General features: G+C 74.4%; 10 protein-coding genes. 3 read left to right on the top strand and 7 right to left on the bottom strand.

Annotation, left to right across the window (positions count from 1 at the left end):
* Window positions 1–10: 10 nt before the first annotated feature.
* The 4 genes from ACNJ93_RS21280 to ACNJ93_RS21265 form a co-directional block, all read right to left on the bottom strand.
* Window positions 11–3,529, bottom strand: a complete 3,519-nt coding sequence (locus ACNJ93_RS21280; protein ID WP_418959013.1) for an ATP-dependent DNA helicase — start codon at window positions 3,527–3,529, stop codon at window positions 11–13.
* Between the two features lie 54 nt (window positions 3,530–3,583).
* Window positions 3,584–4,399 (bottom strand): hypothetical protein, encoded by an 816-nt coding sequence (locus ACNJ93_RS21275; protein ID WP_418959012.1) that lies wholly within the window; start codon window positions 4,397–4,399, stop codon window positions 3,584–3,586.
* Window positions 4,400–4,447: 48 nt separating this feature from the next.
* Complete coding sequence (locus ACNJ93_RS21270) at window positions 4,448–7,747, bottom strand: ATP-dependent helicase (protein ID WP_418959011.1); 3,300 nt, start codon at window positions 7,745–7,747, stop codon at window positions 4,448–4,450.
* Between the two features lie 109 nt (window positions 7,748–7,856).
* Window positions 7,857–8,294, bottom strand: coding sequence for an MGMT family protein (locus ACNJ93_RS21265; RefSeq protein WP_418959010.1), 438 nt, complete (start codon window positions 8,292–8,294; stop codon window positions 7,857–7,859).
* 117 nt (window positions 8,295–8,411) lie between these two features.
* On the opposite strand from ACNJ93_RS21265, the gene ACNJ93_RS21260 reads away from it, so the two are divergent.
* From ACNJ93_RS21260 to ACNJ93_RS21250, 3 genes are all read left to right on the top strand, one after another.
* Complete coding sequence (locus ACNJ93_RS21260; RefSeq protein WP_418959009.1) at window positions 8,412–11,090, top strand: lysylphosphatidylglycerol synthase transmembrane domain-containing protein; 2,679 nt, start codon at window positions 8,412–8,414, stop codon at window positions 11,088–11,090.
* Window positions 11,091–11,190: 100 nt separating this feature from the next.
* A complete protein-coding gene (locus ACNJ93_RS21255; protein ID WP_418959008.1) occupies window positions 11,191–12,768 on the top strand; it encodes an alpha/beta hydrolase in 1,578 nt (525 codons plus the stop codon).
* A gap of 34 nt (window positions 12,769–12,802) precedes the next feature.
* Window positions 12,803–14,356 (top strand): alpha/beta hydrolase, encoded by a 1,554-nt coding sequence (locus tag ACNJ93_RS21250; RefSeq protein ID WP_418959007.1) that lies wholly within the window; start codon window positions 12,803–12,805, stop codon window positions 14,354–14,356.
* 75 nt (window positions 14,357–14,431) lie between these two features.
* On the opposite strand, the gene moeZ is transcribed toward ACNJ93_RS21250, so the two are convergent.
* From moeZ to ACNJ93_RS21235, 3 genes are all read right to left on the bottom strand, one after another.
* A complete protein-coding gene (gene moeZ / locus ACNJ93_RS21245; protein WP_418959006.1) occupies window positions 14,432–15,610 on the bottom strand; it encodes an adenylyltransferase/sulfurtransferase MoeZ in 1,179 nt (392 codons plus the stop codon).
* 63 nt (window positions 15,611–15,673) lie between these two features.
* A complete protein-coding gene (locus ACNJ93_RS21240; protein ID WP_418959005.1) occupies window positions 15,674–16,435 on the bottom strand; it encodes a spherulation-specific family 4 protein in 762 nt (253 codons plus the stop codon).
* On the bottom strand, window positions 16,423–17,394 hold the full coding sequence (locus tag ACNJ93_RS21235) for an NAD-dependent epimerase/dehydratase family protein (protein WP_418959004.1): 972 nt from the start codon (window positions 17,392–17,394) through the stop codon (window positions 16,423–16,425). Before ACNJ93_RS21235 ends, ACNJ93_RS21240 begins: the two co-directional genes overlap by 13 nt.
* Window positions 17,395–17,489 lie beyond the last annotated feature (95 nt).

Here is a 17,489-nt window from a genome sequence, read left to right as displayed (position 1 = left end):
GCTTCTGAGCCTATCCGCCGCCGGAAGCGGCTCCGTCCGGGGTGGCGTCGTGCGCGGGACCGCCGCGCAGCAGCTCCTCCAGCTCGGCGCGGCCGGGCAGGCCGGCGGGCCGGGAGACCTCGCCGGTCCGTACGTACACGAAGGCGGCGGCCACCTCCTCGGGGTCCAGACCGTGCTGCTCCGCCCAGGCCAGGCGGTAGATCGCGAGCTGGAGCGGATCGGCGGCGCGCAGGTGGCTGGTCTTCCAGTCGACGATCTCGTACGCGCCGGTCTCCTCGTCCCGGTACACGGCGTCGATCCTGCCCCGCACGACCCGGCCGGCGAGAGTGAGCTGCACGGGCGCCTCGACGCGGTACGGGGTGCGGTGGGCGTACGGGGTGAGCACGAAGGCGTCCTTGAGCGCCGCGAGGTCGCGCTCGTCGACGATCTCGGGCTCGTCGGCGAACACCTCGCCGCCGGGCAGCTCGTCCGGGCCGAGCATGGGCAGCGGCAGCTCCTCGAACTGGGCCTCCACCCAGGCGTGGAAGCGCGTGCCGCGCCGGGCGGCGGGCTGCGGGGGCTTCGGCATGGGCCGCGCCAGCTCCTGCGCGAAGCCGTCGGGGTCGGCGGCGAGACGCATGACCTGCGAGGTCGTCAGGTAGGTGGGGAGCAGGACGTCACGGGTGCGGGAGCGGGAGCGCCTCAGCTCCTCGGCCAGGACGGTGAGGTCGCGGTCCCAGGAGGCGACGGTGCGCCGCTCCTCGGGGGTGAGGACCGGTTCCGGCGCCCTCGGGGCGGGGATGTCGTCGGGGTGCGGCTCGGCGGCCCGCGTGGAGGGGGCGTCCGGCGCGGCCTCCACGTGCGAGTCGTACGCGTCGTCCAGGGCGTCCGGGTCGTACGCGTCGTCCGAGGAGTACGCGTCGTCCACGGCGTCCACGGCGTCCACGGCGTACGCGTCGTCCGGGTCCTCGGGCGGCGGCTCCTCGTCCCAGTACGGGTCGTACGGCGGGTCCTCCGGCGCGGGGTCCTCCGGTGCGGGCGTCCCGCCGGGGGCGGCCGGCGGCTGCGCCGCCAGCCGGTGCAGTACGGTCCGCGCCGCCTCCCTGCGGCGCCGCAGGGAGACCTCGTCCAGCGGCAGCGGCCACGCCTGGTCCGCCCGAGCCTCGTGGAGGGTCGGGTTCTCGGCGTCCTTCTCCGGTTCGTCCGCCCAGACCTCGATCTCGCCGTGGCCCGCCGCGCAGTGCTCGTACAGGGCGTGCAGGAACGGGGACGGGCCGCGCGGACGCTTCTGGGACGGGCCCCACCAGTGGGCGGAGCCGAGCAGCAGCGAGCGCGGGCGGGTGAAGGTCACGTAGCCGAGGCGGAGCTCCTCCGTGTGCTGGTGCTCCCGCAGCTCCTCCTTGAAGCGCTTCAGGGAGGCGGCGTCCCACTCCTCGACGGCCGGCAGCGTGGCCGCGTCGCCGCGCAGCGCGTGCGGCAGGACCTGCGGCTGCGAGGTCCAGGACTCGCGCGCCTTGCTGCTCGGGAACTGGGAGGCGACGAGGCCGGGGACGGCCACCACGTCCCACTCCAGCCCCTTGGACTTGTGCGCGGTCAGGACCTTGACCGTGTTCTCGCCGCCGGGCAGCGCGTTGTCGAGGCCCTTCTCGTACTGGGCGGCGGTGCGCAGGAAGCCGAGGAAGGCGAGCAGCGTGGCCTCGCCGTCGAGGGAGGCGAAGCCGGCGGCGACGTCGAGGAAGTTGGACAGGGTCTCGCGGCGGCGGGCGGCCAGGGCGTGCGGGGAGGCCGACAGCTCGACCTCCAGGCCGGTCGTGGCGAGCACGCGGTGCAGCACGTCCATGAGCGGGTCGGCGAGCGTCATGCGCAGGGCGCGCAGTTCGGTCGCGAGGCGGGCGAACCGTACTCGGGCCTCGGCGGAGAACGGCAGGCCGTCGTCCTCGCCGCCGGACTCGAGGAAGGTGTCCAGCGCGTCGGCGAGGGAGATCACCTCCGCCGGGTCGACGCCCTCCACCGCGGCGGCCAGGCGCTCGTCCGGGTCGTCGGAGCCCTCCGCGGAGCGGTGGACGAGGAGCCGCGCGCGCCGGCCGAGCAGGGCGAGGTCGCGCGGGCCGATGCGCCAGCGGGGGCCGGTGAGCAGCCGGACGAGGGAGGCGTTGGCGCCGGGGTCCTGGAGGACCTCGCAGACCGCGACGAGGTCGGCGACCTCGGGCAGGTGAAGGAGTCCGGACAGGCCGACGACCTCGACGGGGACGTCGCGGGCGACCAGAGCGGCCTGGATGGCGGGGAAGTCGGTGGCGGTGCGGCACAGGACGGCGATCTCGCCGGGTTCGCGGCCGGTGCGGACGAGGTGGGCGATGGAGTCGGCGAGCCAGTCGAGCTCTTCGGCGTGGGTGGGCAGGAGGGCGATCCGCACCGTGCCGTCGTGCTCGGCGCCGGGCGCGGGCCGCAGCGCCTCGACGCCCTCGTGCATGGCCCGCAGCGGGGCGGCGAGGCCGTTGGCGAGGTCGAGGAGGCGGCCGCCGCTGCGCCGGTTCTCGCTGAGCGCGTAGCGGGTGGCGGGGGTGCCGTCGGCGTACGGGAAGTGCTCGGGGAAGTCGTCGAGGTTGGCGACGGAGGCGCCGCGCCAGCCGTAGATCGCCTGGCAGGGGTCGCCGACCGCGGTGACGGCGTGGCCGGTGCCGCCGCCGAACAGGCCGGACAGGAGCAGGCGCTGGGCGACGGAGGTGTCCTGGTACTCGTCGAGCAGGACGACCCGGAACTCGTCGCGGAGCAGCGCGCCGACCTCGGGGCGGGTGGTGGCGATCTCGGCGGAGAGGGCGATCTGGTCGCCGAAGTCGAGCAGGTCGCGGGAGCGCTTGGCGGCGCGGTAGCGGACGACGAGGTCGAGGAGTTCGCGGCGGGCGGCGGCGGCCTCGGGGACCTTGCGCAGGTCGGCGTTGCTGAGCCTGGCCGACTCCAGGGTGCGCAGCAGGTCCGTGTCGTGCGCGAGGAGCTCGTCGGGGCGGACCAGGTGCTCGGCGAGTTCGGCGTCGAGGGCGAGGAGGTCGCCGACGAGGGTCGGGAAGGACTTGGTGAGCGAGGGGTACGGGCCGGGGGCCTCGCGGAGCACGCGGGCGGCGAGCTGGTAGCGGGTGGCGTCGGCGAGGAGGCGGGCGGTGGGCTCCAGGCCGATGCGCAGGCCGTGGTCGGTGAGCAGCTGACCGGCGAAGGCGTGGTAGGTGGAGATGCGGGGTTCGCCCGGGGGATTGTCGGGGTCGATGACGTCGGGGTCGGTGACGCCGGCGCGGACGAGGGCGGTGCGGACGCGTTCGGCGAGTTCGCCGGCGGCCTTGTTGGTGAAGGTGAGGCCGAGGACCTGCTCGGGGGCGACCTGCCCGGTGCCGACCAGCCAGACCACCCGGGCGGCCATCACCGTCGTCTTGCCCGAGCCGGCGCCGGCCACGATGACCTGCGGGGCGGGGGGCGCGACGATGCAGGCGGTCTGCTCCGGGGTGAACGGGATGCCGAGCAGCTCCTTGAGCTGCTCGGGGTCGGTGAGGCGTGCGGTCACCCCAGAGAGGCTAACGGGGCGCACCGACAGCGCCGGCCGTCCCGCCGGGAGCGGTCAGGTCCGGCTGCCCGGGTCCAGCCTGCTCAGATCGATGGTCTCGTCCTCGGGCGGTGTGACGACCTTCACGGGCCTGTCGTACGCGGAGAAGCGGACGTCGCCGGGATCGTCGCCGCCCGTCTTGACGACGCGGAGGATGTACGGCTTGCCCTCCATGGCCACGGAGACGGTGGTCCTCCGGTCGCCGGACTTCTTCTTGACGAGGGTGGCCGTCGGCGTCCGGCCGACCGTGCCGTCCTTGGCGCGGGTCAGGTCGGTGCGCGCGGCCTCGTCCTGCCGGAGGTCGGCGAGCAGCCGTTTCAGGTCGCAGATCCGGCCGAGTTCCGCGCTGCCGCGCTGGCCGGCGCCGAACTTCACCCACCGGTTCTTCAGCAGTTCGAGGGTGGCGTCGATCCGGGCCGGCGGCAGGCCCTGGGCGGTCATGGAGGCGCGCCAGAACCGCTCGTCGCCCTTCATGTACGCGACGCCGTCCTTCCGCCGCAGCTCGGCGGTGCCGCCCTCGACCTTCATCCGGCCGGTGCACTCGGCGCGGTCGTTCACGGAGAAGTCGACGTCGACGGGCTGTCCCTTGGCGGACACCCGCCCGGCCAGCCGCAGGGACTTCGCGCCGGTCGTCGCGTCCACGGCCCGCTCGGCGATCTCGTCGGCGCTCAGCCCCTCGAACGGATCGGGCGACGGCGAGGGCGCGGCCACGCGCACGACGCCCGTGTCCGCCCGCGCGAGGTCGAACTGCGAGCACCCGGTGAGCCCGGCGGCGACGACGCCCGCGCAGACGGCGGCCACACCGGTCCGGAGCTTGTGAGGGGACGGCATACGACCAGCGTCACCCGAACGGCGCAGTCCCGCGACTTCGGGGACGCGTCAGTCGACGACGTGCCGGCCCTCCGGGCGGGCGCTGCAGGAGCTGTGGAAGGTGCAGGTGGCGCAGTGCTGGCCGGGGCTGGGGGTGAAGCGTTCGTCGAGGACGCGGCCGGCGGCGGTGGCGAGGAGGTCACCGACCCATTCGCCCTCCAGGGGCTCCTGGGCCTGGATCTTCGGGAGGGCGTCGCCGCCCTCCTTCTTGGCGGCGGCCTGGCGGAGCTGGACCAGCTCGGCGCCGCCGGGCTCGGGCCGGCGGCCGCCGAAGACCTCGTCGACCGCGCCCTCGCGGACCGCGAGCTGGTACACCGCGAGCTGCGGGTGCCGGGCGACCTCGTCCTTCGTCGGCGCGGCCTTGCCGGTCTTGAAGTCGACGACGTACGCGCGGCCCTGCTCGTCCTGCTCGACGCGGTCCATGGAGCCCCGGATGCGGACCTCGTACGCGCCCGCTTCCAGGGTGACGTCGAAGTCGTGCTCGGTCGCGGCGGGGGTGCGGCCGCCGCGGTCCATGACGTGCCAGCGCAGGAAGCGCTCCAGGGCCGTGCGGGCGTTCGCCTTCTCCTGCTCGGACTTCCAGGGGGCGTCGAAGGCGAGCCCGTCCCAGACGGAGTCGAGCCGGGCCATCAGGACGTCGAGGTCGGCGGGCGTACGGCCGGAGGCGACCTCGTCGGCGAGGACGTGCACGACGTTGCCGAACCCCTGCGCGACGGACGCCGGGGCGTCGGCCTTCACCTCGCGGCCCAGGAACCACTGCAGCGCGCAGGTGTCGGCGAGCTGGGCGAGCGCCGAGCCGGACAGCGCGACCGGACGGTCCCGGTCGCGCAGCGGGACCGCGCTGTGGGTGGGCTCGAACAGGCCCCACCAGCGGTCCGGGTGCGCCGCCGGGACCAGCGGCTGGCCCTCGTCGTCGGTGAGCGCGGCGAGCCGGGCGAGCCGTTCGGCCGCGGCGGCGCGCAGCGCGTCGGACGCCTCCGGGTCCACGGTCGTGGCGCGCAGCTCGGCCACCAGCGCGGCGACCGCGAGGGGCCGCCGGGGGCGGCCTGCCACGTCCTTCGGCTCGACGCCCAGTTCGGCGAGGAAACGGGACGGCTGGTCGCCGTCGTCGGCCGGGGCCTTCACCGCCGTGACGACGAGGCGGTGCCGGGCGCGGGTGGCGGCCACGTAGAACAGCCGGCGCTCCTCGGCCAGCAGCGCGCCGGGCGTCAGCGGCTCGGCGATGCCGTCGCGGCCGATGCGGTCGGCCTCCAGGAGGGAGCCGCGCCGGCGCAGGTCGGGCCAGAGGCCCTCCTGCACGCCGGCCACGACGACCAGGCCCCATTCCAGGCCCTTCGCGCGGTGCGCGGTCATCAGGCGCACCGCGTCGGGGCGGGCCTGGCGGCGGGTCAGCGTGTCGGCGGCGATGTCCTGGGCGTCCAGCTCCTCCAGGAAGTTCAGCGCGCCCCGGCCGCCGACCCGGTCCTCGGCGCGGGCCGCCGTCTCGAACAGCGCGCACACCGCGTCCAGGTCCCGGTCCGCGTTCCGCCCGGCCGCGCCGCCGCGCAGCGCGGCGCGCTCCAGGCGGCCCGGCCAGGGCGTGCCGTTCCACAGCAGCCACAGCGCCTCCTCGGCGGTGCCGCCGCCGGCCAGCAGCTCCCGGGTGCGGCGCAGCAGATCGCCGAGGCGCTGCGCTCCGCGCGCGTACGCGGGGTCGTGGGCGACGAGCCGCTCGGGCTCGGCGAGCGCCCGCGCCAGCAGGACGTCGGAGGGCGCCGGCACCTTCACCCCGGCCGCCCGCTCCTCGTCCCGCAGCGCCCGCCCGAGCCGCCGCAGGTCGGCGGGGTCCATGGCGGCCAGCGGGGAGGCGAGCAGGTCGAGCGCGGTCTCGACGTCGAGCCAGGTGCCGGTGGCGGTGGCGGGGGGCGTGCCGTCGGCGGCGGGCTCCTCCGGCTCGGGCGGGACCTCCGGCGACGCCGCCGCGCGCAGGGCCAGGAGCAGGGGGGTCACCGCCGGTTCGTGGCGGAGCGGGGTGTCGGCCGTGTCGGTCTCCAGGGGGACGCCGGCGGTCGTCAGGGCGCGGCGCAGGGACGGTACGGCGGAGGCCGCGCGGACCAGGACGGCCATGTCGGACCACGGAACCCCGTCCTCCAGATGCGCGCGGCGCAGCAGGTCGGCGATGTTGTCGACCTCGGTGGACGGCGTCGGGTACGTGTACGCCTCCACGCGCCCGCCCTCGCGGACCGCGGCCGGCTCGCGGTGGGCGCGCGCCGCGTCGTGCGGCAGCCGGGGCAGCGGCATCCGCCGGGTGAGCAGCCGGGTGGCCGCGAGCAGCTCCGTACCGGCGCGCCGCGAGGTGGTCAGGACGCGTACGTCCGCGCCCGGGAAGGTGTCCGGGAAGTCGAGGAGGCCGTTGACGTCCGCGCCGCGGAACGCGTAGATCGACTGGTCCGGGTCGCCGAAGGCGACCAGCGTCCCCGCGCCGCCCGCGACCGCCCGCAGCAGCCGGACCTGCGCGGGGTCGGTGTCCTGGTACTCGTCCACGAAGACCGCGTCGTACCGGGGCAGCGCCCCCGGCTCGCGCTCGGCCAGCAGCACCGCGCGGTGCACCAGCTCCGCGTAGTCGAGGACGCCCTGCATGTCGAGGACGTCGAGGTACTCCGCGAGGAAGCCGGCCGCCGCCTTCCAGTCCGGCCGCCCCACCCGCGCCGCGAAGTCGCCGAGGGCCTTCGGCCCGAGCCCCAGCTCGCGGGAGCGGGCCAGCACCGCGCGGACCTCGTCGGCGAAGCCGCGCGTGGTCAGGCAGGCGCGCAGCTCGTCGGGCCAGCGGATGCGGGCCAGGCCCTCCTTCTCCAGGTCCAGCTGGCCGGCCAGCAGCTCGCGCACCGCCACGTCCTGCTCGGGACCCGACAGCAGCCGCAGCGGCTCCGCGAACAGGTCGGCGTCCTGACGGGCGCGGACCAGGGCGTAGCAGTACGAGTGGAAGGTCGTCGCCTGCGGGGCGCGCCGCCCGCGCAGCCGCGCGGCCATCCGGTCGCGCAGTTCGACGGCCGCCTTGCGGCTGAAGGTGAGGACGAGGATCCGCTCCGGGTCCGCCCCCGCCGCCACCCGCGCCGCGACCGCCTCGACCAGCGTCGTCGTCTTCCCGGTGCCGGGTCCGGCGAGGACGAGCAGCGGCCCGCCGCGGTGCTCAACCACGGCCCGTTGCCCTGCGTCCAGCTGAGGAGGGCGCTGGGCGGCGGGCGCCGTCCGGACCAGCCGGTACGCGCCGGGAGTCCTCGGCCGGGCCGAGGCCTGGTACGGCGTACGCCTGGTGGTGGAGGAGCTCACGTGGATCGCCGGTCCTGAGGGGTGGGCAGTTGCTGAAGGGTGCGCGCGGATGCTGACGGAACGGTGCGGAGCAGACGACCTTACGGGAAACCGGCACCGTCCGGAGCATTCATCCCCGTACGCCCGCCGCCCCGCCCGCGCCGCCGGTACGCTCCGCCGCCGGGCCCCCACCGGGCTCCGTCCCCCCGGCCCCCGGCAACGTGCCGTCCCAGCGGGCGCGTCTCATGTCGAGCCGCGGCAGGTGGTCGTCCGCGGCGCGGGCGGCCTCCTTGAGCGGCGTGCCCTCCTCCCGGTAGTGGCCGAGGGCCCGCTGCTCGTGGCCCGGCAGCAGCCGGCCGTCGGCGCGCACCACCCGCCACCAGGGGACCGCGCCGCCGTACAGTGCCATTGCACGGCCCACCTGGCGCGGGCCGCCCTCGCCGAGCCACTCGGCGACGTCCCCGTAGGTCATCACCCGGCCGGGCGGAATCAGCTCGGCGACGTCCAGCACCCGCTCCGCGTACTCGGGAAGGCGCGCGGAAAGCTCCTCTTCCGTCATCCGGCCCATCCTGCCGCACCGCACCGACAACCCCCTGATGCCTCCGCGAAGGGGCTTCCCGTGCCACCATCGTCCGGGCGGTGACTGGTGATACGAGATCAAGAGCGACAAGAAGAGACCACGAACATGGTGAAGGGGCACGAGGCGGAGCCTCCGGAGGAGGCCCGCCCGGACGTACCCGCGGGGCCCGAGGAGCCCAGTGAGCGGCTCTCGGGCGACGAGCCCCTGCTCGCCGCACGCGTCCACCGGCCCTCGGACCTGCTCCGGGCCCTCGTCGGCGTGCTCGCCATCGCCCTCGTCCTCGGCATCGCCGCCTTCGCCCACGGCACGACCTCGGGCCTTGAGCAGGACATCAACAAGGGGACGACGGGCGCGCCGGACCTCTTCGTCAAGCTCGCCGGCCTGGCGTCGTCCATCGCCGTGCTGCTCGTCCCGGTCGCCTTCGCCGTCGAGCGGCTGATCAAACGCGACGGGCTGCGCATCGCCGACGGCGTGCTCGCGGCCGTCCTCGCGCACGGCGTGACGCTCGCCACCGACCTGTGGGTGGCCCGGGCCGCGCCCGGCACCATCCAGGACGCGCTGACCCAGCCGGCCGCGGGCGGCGGGCTGACCGACCCGGTGCACGGCTACCTCGCGCCGGTGATCGCGTACATGACCGCCGTGGGGATGGCGCGCCGGCCGCGCTGGCGGGTGGTGCTGTGGTTCGTGCTGCTGCTCGACGCCTTCACCATGCTCGTCGCCGGCTACACCACCGCCTTCTCGATCATCCTGACCGTGCTGATCGGCTGGACCGTCGCGTACGGCACGCTCTACACGGTCGGCTCCCCCAACGTCCGCCCCACCGGCCAGACCCTGCTGGCGGGCCTGCGCCGGGTGGGCTTCAAGCCGGTCAGCGCCCTGCGCGCGGAGGGGCTGCCGGACACCGTCGAGCACGGCGACCGGGGCCGCCGGTACATCGTGACGCTGGAGGACGGGCCGCCGCTCGACGTCACCGTCGTCGACCGCGAGCAGCAGGCGCACGGCTTCTTCTACCGGGTCTGGCGGCGGCTGACGCTGCGCGCCATCAGCACCCGCCGCTCGATCGTCTCGCTGCGCCAGGCCCTGGAGCAGGAGGCGCTGCTCGCGTACGCGGCGATCGCCGCCGGGGCGAACGCGCCCAAGCTGATCGCCACCTCCGAGCTCGGCCCGGACGCCGTGATGCTCGTGTACGAGCACCTCGGCGGACGGCCGCTGGACTCGCTGGAGGACAAGGAGGTCACCGACGAGCTGGTGCTCGGCGCCTGGCGCCAGGTGAAGGCCCTCCAGTCGCGCCGGATCGCGCACCGCAGGCTCGCGGGCGACGCGATTCTGGTGGATCGTTCCGGCAAGGTGATCCTGACGGATCTGAGCGGCGGGGAGATCGCCGCCGGCGATCTGGTGCTGCGGATGGACATCGCGCAGCTGCTCACCACCCTCGGTCTGCGGGTGGGCGCGGAGCGCGTGGTCGCCGCCGCCGTGGAGGTCCTCGGGCCGGACGCGGTCGCCGACTGTCTGCCGCTGCTGCAGCCGATCGCCCTGACCCGGTCCACCCGCGCGGAGCTGCGCCGACTGGCGCGGGAACGGTCGAAGCGGGAGCGCGAGGCGGTCCTGGAGGCGTCCGAGGCGGCGAAGCGGGCCCGGGCGGAGAGCGCCGCGGCGGCCGGTGCGCCGGCGGGCGGGTCGACGAAGGCGGACCGGAAGGCCGTACGGGCCGAGAAGCAGGCCGACAAGCGGGCCGAGAAGCGGGCTCTGGACACCGCGCTCGACGGGGCCCGCGAGGAGGATCTGCTGGCGCAGATCCGGCAGCAGGTGCTGCTGATCCGGCCGCAGGCGCCGGTGGAGCCGGTGCGCCTGGAGCGGATCAAGCCGCGGACGCTGGTGAGCCTGATCGCGGGCGCGGTCGCCGCGTACTTCCTGCTCTCGCAGATCGCCCGGACGCCGCTGTCCACGATCGCCGAGGCGAACTGGGGCTGGGTGGCCGCGGCGGTGCTGTTCTCCGCGCTGAGCTACATCGCCGCGGCGATGAGCCTGCTGGGCTTCGTGCCGGAGCGGGTGTCGTTCGCGAGGACGGTGGTGGCGCAGGTCGCCGGCTCGTTCGTGAAGATCGTCGCCCCGGCGGCGGTCGGCGGCGTGGCGCTGAACACCCGCTTCCTGCAGCGGTCCGGGGTGCGGCCCGGGCTCGCGGTGGCGAGCGTCGGGGCCTCGCAGCTGTTCGGGCTCGGGGCGCACATCCTGCTGCTGCTGGCCTTCGGCTATCTGACCGGCACGGAGAAGTCGCAGTCGTTCACCCCGTCCCGGACGGTGATCGCGGGTCTGCTGACGGTGGCGGTGCTGGTCCTGGTGGTGACGGCGATCCCGTTCATGCGGAAGTTCGTCTCGACGCGGGTGCGGTCGCTGTTCGCGGGCGTGGTGCCGCGCATGCTGGACGTGCTCCAGCGGCCGATGAAGCTGGTCACCGGCATCGGCGGGATGCTGCTCCTGACGGGCATGTTCGTGCTCTGCCTGGACGCGTCGATCCGGGCGTTCGGGCAGGGCGAGGCGGAGACGCTGAGCTTCGCGAGCGTCGCGGTGGTGTTCCTCGCGGGCAACGCGCTGGGCTCGGCGGCGCCGACGCCGGGTGGTGTCGGGGCGGTGGAGGGCGCGCTGACGTTCGGTCTGGCGGCGGTGGGCCTGCCGCTGCATGTGGCGACACCGGCGGTGCTGCTGTTCCGTCTGCTGACGTTGTGGCTGCCGGTGCTGCCGGGGTGGCTCTGCTTCAACTGGCTGACGAAGAAGGGGGCGCTGTAGCTCCGCGGGGCCGGTTGTCGCGTGCGGGTGGCCTGGGGCCCTGCCACCCGGTTGGGCCATCGCGCGCGCGGCGCCGGGCGGGGCGGACCACGATGGGTTCATGGTCCATGCAGCCCGTCGCGTCGTTCTGACCGCCGCCGCCTCCGTCGTCGCGCTGTTCGTCGCCGGGTGCTCGGACGGCGGTGGCGAGCCGGACGGCGACGGGCCGAGCGCCTCCGCCTCCGCGATGGCCGAACTGGCCGCGCAGAAGCTGGAGTGGGCGGTGTGCCCGCCCCCGTCGGCCGCCGAGGGCGGCGGGCCCGCGCCCTCGCCGCTGCCCGGCGGGGCCCGCTGGGAGTGCGCCTTCATGGACGTACCGCTCGACTACGCCGACCCCGGCGGCGAGACCATCGAACTGGCGCTGATCCGCGCCGAGGCGCGCGACCCCGCGCAGCGGATCGGCTCGCTGGTGTTCAACTTCGGCGGGCCCGGCGGCTCCGGGGTCACCGCCCTGCCGTCCTTCGGCGAGAAGTTCGACTCCCTGCGGGCCCGCTACGACCTCGTCTCCTTCGACCCGCGCGGCGTCGGCCGCAGCGAACCCGTGGAGTGCCTCGACGACCGCGAGCTCGACGCGTACTACGCCGTGGACGGCACGCCCGACGACGCCGCCGAGCAGTCCGCCCTCGCCGAGAACCAGAAGAAGTACGCGGCCGCCTGCGAGGACGACTCCGGCCCCGCGCTCCCCCACGTCGGCACCGAGAACGCGGCCCGCGACATGGACCTGATGCGCCAGGTCCTCGGCGACGACAAGCTGCACTACTTCGGTATCTCGTACGGCACCGAACTCGGCGGCGTCTACGCCCACCTGTTCCCGAAGAACGTCGGCCGCGCGGTCCTCGACGCGGTCGTCGACCCGAACGCGGGCACCCTCGACGGGGCCCTCGGCCAGGCGCGGGGCTTCCAGCTGGCCCTGGACAACTTCGCGAAGGACTGCCTGGCGCGCGGCGACGACTGCACCCTGCCCGGCTCCACCGTCGCCGAGATCGAGGCGTTCATCACCGGGCTGCTCGCCGAGCTCGACAAGAAGCCCATCGAGGGCCTCGGCGACCGCAAACTGACCCAGACGCAGGCCACGAACGGCATCGCGCAGGCCCTGTACTCCAAGGAGTACTGGCCCTACCTGGAGCAGGGCCTGGACGAGGCCGACGCGGGCCGCGGCGGGCTGCTGCTCGCCCTGTCGGACTCGATGAACGGCCGCAACGAGCAGGGCCAGTACAGCAACATCCAGGCGGCCAACGCGGCCATCAACTGCGTGGACTTCAAGGAGCGCTACAGCCTCGACCAGGCGAAGGCGAAGGTGCCCGAGTTCCGCAAGGCGTCCCCCGTGTTCGGGGACTTCATGGCCTGGGCGCTGTCGACCTGCTCCCAGTGGCCGGTGCCCGGCACCTTCGACCACCCGGACGTCTCGGCCCCCGGCGCTCCCCCGATCCTCGTCATCGGCACCACCGGCGACCCGGCCACCCCGTACGAGGGCGCCCGCGCCATGGTCGAGGCGCTCGGCGAGGGCGTCGGCGTGGAGATGACGTACCAGGGCGAGGGCCACGGCGCGTACACCAGCGGCAGCGCCTGCGTGAAGCGCACGACCGACGCGTACCTCCTGAACGGCCGTGTCCCCGCCGCTGGTACCGTCTGCCGCTAGTCATCCGCACGGGGGTTCGGGGGTCGTACGACACATGTCCACACGGGTACGGATACGGGCCGCGGCGCTGGGCGCCGCCGCGCTGCTGCTGGCCGGCTGTACGGGCGGCGGTGACGACAAGGCGGCGAGCGACCCGTCGACCGCGCCGTCGACCGCCGCGAGCGGGCCCGCGTCGCCCGCCGGGACGGCCCTGCCCGCCGCGCTCACCGGGCAGCGCCCCGACTGGCGGTCCTGCCCCGCCCCCGAGGGCGGCCGGAAGCCCGGCCGGGACTGGCGCTGCGCCGACGTGACGGTGCCGCTGGACTACAAGAAGCCGGACGGCGCGACGATGACGGTGGCGCTGATCCGCAAGGAGGCCCGGGACAAGGACCGCCGGCTCGGCTCGCTGCTGTTCAACTTCGGCGGCCCGGGCGCCTCGGGCGTGGAGATCCTGCCCCGCGCCGCCGTCCAGTACGGCGAGCTGAACGAGCGGTACGACCTGGTGGGCTTCGACCCGCGGGGCGTCGGCCGCAGCGGCGCGGTGGTCTGCCGGGACGACAAGGAGACCGCGAAGTCCGAGGCGGAGACGGACGTCACCCCGGACACCCCGGCCGAGGAGGCCGCGTTCCTCGCGGACGGCAGCGCGTTCGGCGCGGGCTGCGCCCGCCGCTCGGGGAAGACGATCGCGCACACCACCACGAGCAACACCGCCCGCGACCTGGACCTGGTCCGCCAGGTGCTCGGGGACGCGAAGCTGCACTACTTCGGCATGTCGTACGGCACCGAGCTCGGCGGCACCTACGCGCACCTGTTCCCGAAGAACGTGGGCCGTCTGGTGCTCGACGCGGTCGTCGACCCGACCGCCGACAACGTGGGCCACGCCCGCAACCAGACCATCGGCTTCCAGCGCGCCCTGGAGAGCTACCTGAAGGGGCGGGGCGAGTCCCCGAAGGCCGGCACGGCCCGGATCGCGGCCCTGCTCGACCGCCTCGACCGCCGCCCGCTGCCGGTCGGCGGGCGCAGGCTGACCGACGGGCTCGCCGTCACCGGCATCGTGATGCCGCTGTACTCCAAGGAGAGCTGGCCGCTGCTGACGTCCGCGCTGAGCAAGGCGGAGAACGGCGACGGCTCCGAGCTGCTGCGGCTCGCCGACCACTACAACGACCGCGAGGAGAACGGGCACTACGGCACCCAGTCGCACGCCCAGCGGGCGATCTCCTGCGCCGACTCCGCCGAGCGTCCGACGGCGGACCAGGCGCGGGCGCTGCTGCCGGAGTTCCGGAAGCTGTCGCCGGTGTTCGGCCCGTTCCTGGCCTGGGACACGGCCGGCTGGTGCGCGAACTGGCCGGTGAAGGGCGAGCGGACGACGCCGGTGGCGAGCGCCCCGGGCGCGGCGCCGATCCTGGTGGTCGGCACCACCAACGACCCGGCGACGCCCTACGAGGGCGCCGAGCGGATGGCGAAGGAGCTCGGGGCGGGCGTCGGCGTCCTGGTCGGCAACGAGGGCGACGGGCACGGCGCGTACGGCACCTCGTCCTGCGTGACGCGCATCGTCGACGCCTACCTGCTGGACGGCAAGGTCCCGAGGAACGGGCGCCGCTGCCGGTAGGGCAGCGGAAAGGCCCCGGACCTGACGGACAGGTCCGGGGCCTTCGCCTTGTGCAGACGTGTGCAGAGGTGCGGCCTAGTAGACCGGCTTCTCCGGCTCGATCTGGTGGACCCAGCCGATGACGCCGCCGCCGACGTGCACCGCGTCGGCGAAGCCCGCGGACTTCAGCACCGCGAGGACTTCCGCACTGCGGACACCCGTCTTGCAATGCAGGACGATCTTCCGGTCCTGCGGCAGGTCCTGGAGGGCGTTGCCCATCAGGAACTCGTTCTTCGGGATCAGACGGGCGCCGGGGATGGAGACGATCTCGTACTCGTTCGGCTCGCGGACGTCGATGATGTCGATGTTCTCGCCGTCGTCGATCCACTCCTTGAGCTGCTTCGGAGTGATCGTGGAGCCGAGCGCCGCCTCCTGTGCCTCCTCGGACACGACGCCGCAGAAGGCCTCGTAGTCGATGAGCTCGGTGACGGTCGGGTTCTCGCCGCAGACCGCGCAGTTCGGGTCCTTGCGGACCTTGACCTGGCGGTACTGCATCTCCAGGGCGTCGTAGATCATCAGCCGGCCGACCAGCGGCTCGCCGACGCCGGCCAGGACCTTGATGGCCTCGGTGACCTGGATGGAGCCGATGGACGCGCAGAGCACGCCCAGGACGCCGCCCTCGGCGCAGGACGGGACCATGCCCGGCGGCGGGGGCTCCGGGTAGAGGCAGCGGTAGCAGGGGCCGTACTCGGACCAGAAGACGGACGCCTGGCCGTCGAAGCGGTAGATGGAGCCCCAGACGTACGGCTTGTTCAGCAGCACGCACGCGTCGTTGACGAGGTAGCGCGTGGCGAAGTTGTCCGTGCCGTCGACGATCAGGTCGTACTGGCTGAAGATGTCCATCACGTTGTCGGCCTCGAGCCGCTCCTCGTGCAGGACCACGTTCACGTACGGGTTGATGCCCAGGACCGAGTCCTTGGCGGACTCGGCCTTGGAGCGGCCGATGTCGGACTGGCTGTGGATGATCTGGCGCTGCAGGTTCGACTCGTCGACCTCGTCGAACTCCACGATGCCGAGGGTGCCGACACCGGCCGCGGCCAGGTACATGAGGGCCGGCGAACCGAGGCCACCGGCGCCCACACAGAGCACCTTGGCGTTCTTCAGCCGCTTCTGCCCGTCCATCCCCACGTCGGGGATGATCAGGTGGCGGGAGTACCTGCGGACCTCGTCTACGGTGAGCTCGGCAGCCGGCTCGACCAGGGGTGGCAGCGACACGGGGACTCCGTTGGTCGGTATGTCAGTACGGTTGTTCCTCCCGTAACACTGCCACGCGACTTCTCATTCCGAGACACCTGGTCCGATCCGCGAGACGATTTCGTCCCAGTAGCCGGGCAGCGTCTGGAATGGATCGGTTTGTCCTCCACCGTTCGCGGCACGGTCACTGCGGTCGGTGAAGAAGATCGTCCCGGCCCCCTGCCAGCGGGCGATCCGCATCGCCTCGTCGAGGTGACTGCGCGGCACCCCGTGGACGAGGTGCACGAACCGCTGCGGCGGGTAGTCCGCGGTCCACTCGGCCACCTGCGACCAGCGGTAGTCCGCCCACGGCCCGCAGAAGGTGACGAGCTGGTCGGCCGCCTCGGCGTAGCCCGGGTACGGGTGGCTGCCGTGCCCGAGGACCAGATGGGCCGCTCCGTCGAGCACCGCCTCCAGGGTGGCGGTGGTGCGCCGCACCTCGGGCAGGTCGATCCGGTCCGTGGGACAGCGGTCCAGGTAGTAGCCGTCCACCTTGTACCAGTCGAGGTAGCGGTGGGCGTCCGAGACGAGTTCGCCGAAGTCCCGCGAGCCGTGCCGCATGTCCACGTGGCCGAGGACCCGGACCCCCGCGTTCCGCAGCCGCCCGGCGGCCTCCAGACAGTGCGGGTCGGGCCGGTCCCCCGGACCGCCGGCCACGTTGAGCACCGCCCAGTGCAGCGGGGTGCCCGGGCGGGTCAGCTCGGCCCACTCCACCGGGGCGAGCAGCGGGTGCGCGTAGCCGGGGACGCCGACGCCGGTCTCGCTCAGCGCCCCGGCGACACCGGCGCGGGTCGTCAGATGCGGCATGCCGCCTCCATCCAGATGTCGGCCAGGGACTCCTCGAGGTTGATCCGCGGCCGCCAGCCGAGCCGGTCGCGGGCGGTGCGCACGTCGGCCTGCTGCCAGGGGCCGCAGCCGTCGGGGTACGGGTACGGCGGCCCGGCGACGTGGTGCTCGGCCGCCAGGGCCCCGGCCTCGGTGCGGGGCGCGCCGATGACCGGCCGGTTCGGCGGGACGTCGAGCTCGTGCAGGGCTCCGGTGTAGCCGGCCACCCGGGCGAGCACGGCGGCGGCGTCGCGGAGCCGGACGGCGCGCCCGGTGCCGATGTTGACGACGCCCTGCGCGGCGGAGAGCGAGGCGGCGTGGACGGCGCGGGCCACGTCCCGTACGTCGACGAAGTCGCGCTGCACGCCGAGCCCGGCCAGCTTCAGCTCCGCGTCGCCGGACTGCATCGCCCGCCGCATCGCCTCGGCGAGCCGGCCCAGCGGCGAGCCGGCCGGGGTGCCGGGGCCGACCGGCGAGAAGACCCGCAGCACCACCGCGTCGAGGCCGGAGCCGAGGACCAGTTCGGTGGCGGCCAGCTTGGACACGCCGTAGGGGCCGCCGGGCCGGGGCACCGCCTCCTCGGCGGTGGACGAGCCGGGCTGGGAGGGCCCGTACTCCGAGGCGCAGCCGAGCTGCACCAGGCGGGCCCCGCAGCCGCTGCGGCGCAGGGCCTCGCAGACGGTGGCGACGGCGACCGTGTTGTGCCGGGTCAGTTCGCGGGCCCCGCCACGCGTGGCCCCGGCGCAGTTGACGACCACGCCGGGGTGGACGGCGTCCAGGAACCGGGTGAGCGCGCCGGGGCTGCCCCCGGCGAGGTCGAACCGGACGTCGGCGTCGTCGCCCCGGCCCAGCGCGGTGAGGTGCACCGCGGGGTCGGCGAGCAGCCGGTCGGCGACGAACCGGCCGAGGAAGCCGTTGGCTCCGAGCAGCAGCACCCTCATCGCGCGGCCCCTTCGTGCCGACCGGCCGGTGCAGGGGGTTGGGGCGTCATCTGTGGTGTCTCCTTGGGATGCGTGTGTCGCGGTGGGTACGCCCG

It is taken from the genome of Streptomyces tritici (assembly GCF_048500665.1).
Taxonomy (GTDB): domain Bacteria; phylum Actinomycetota; class Actinomycetes; order Streptomycetales; family Streptomycetaceae; genus Streptomyces; species Streptomyces tritici.
This window is presented reverse-complemented; position numbering and strand designations above follow the sequence as displayed.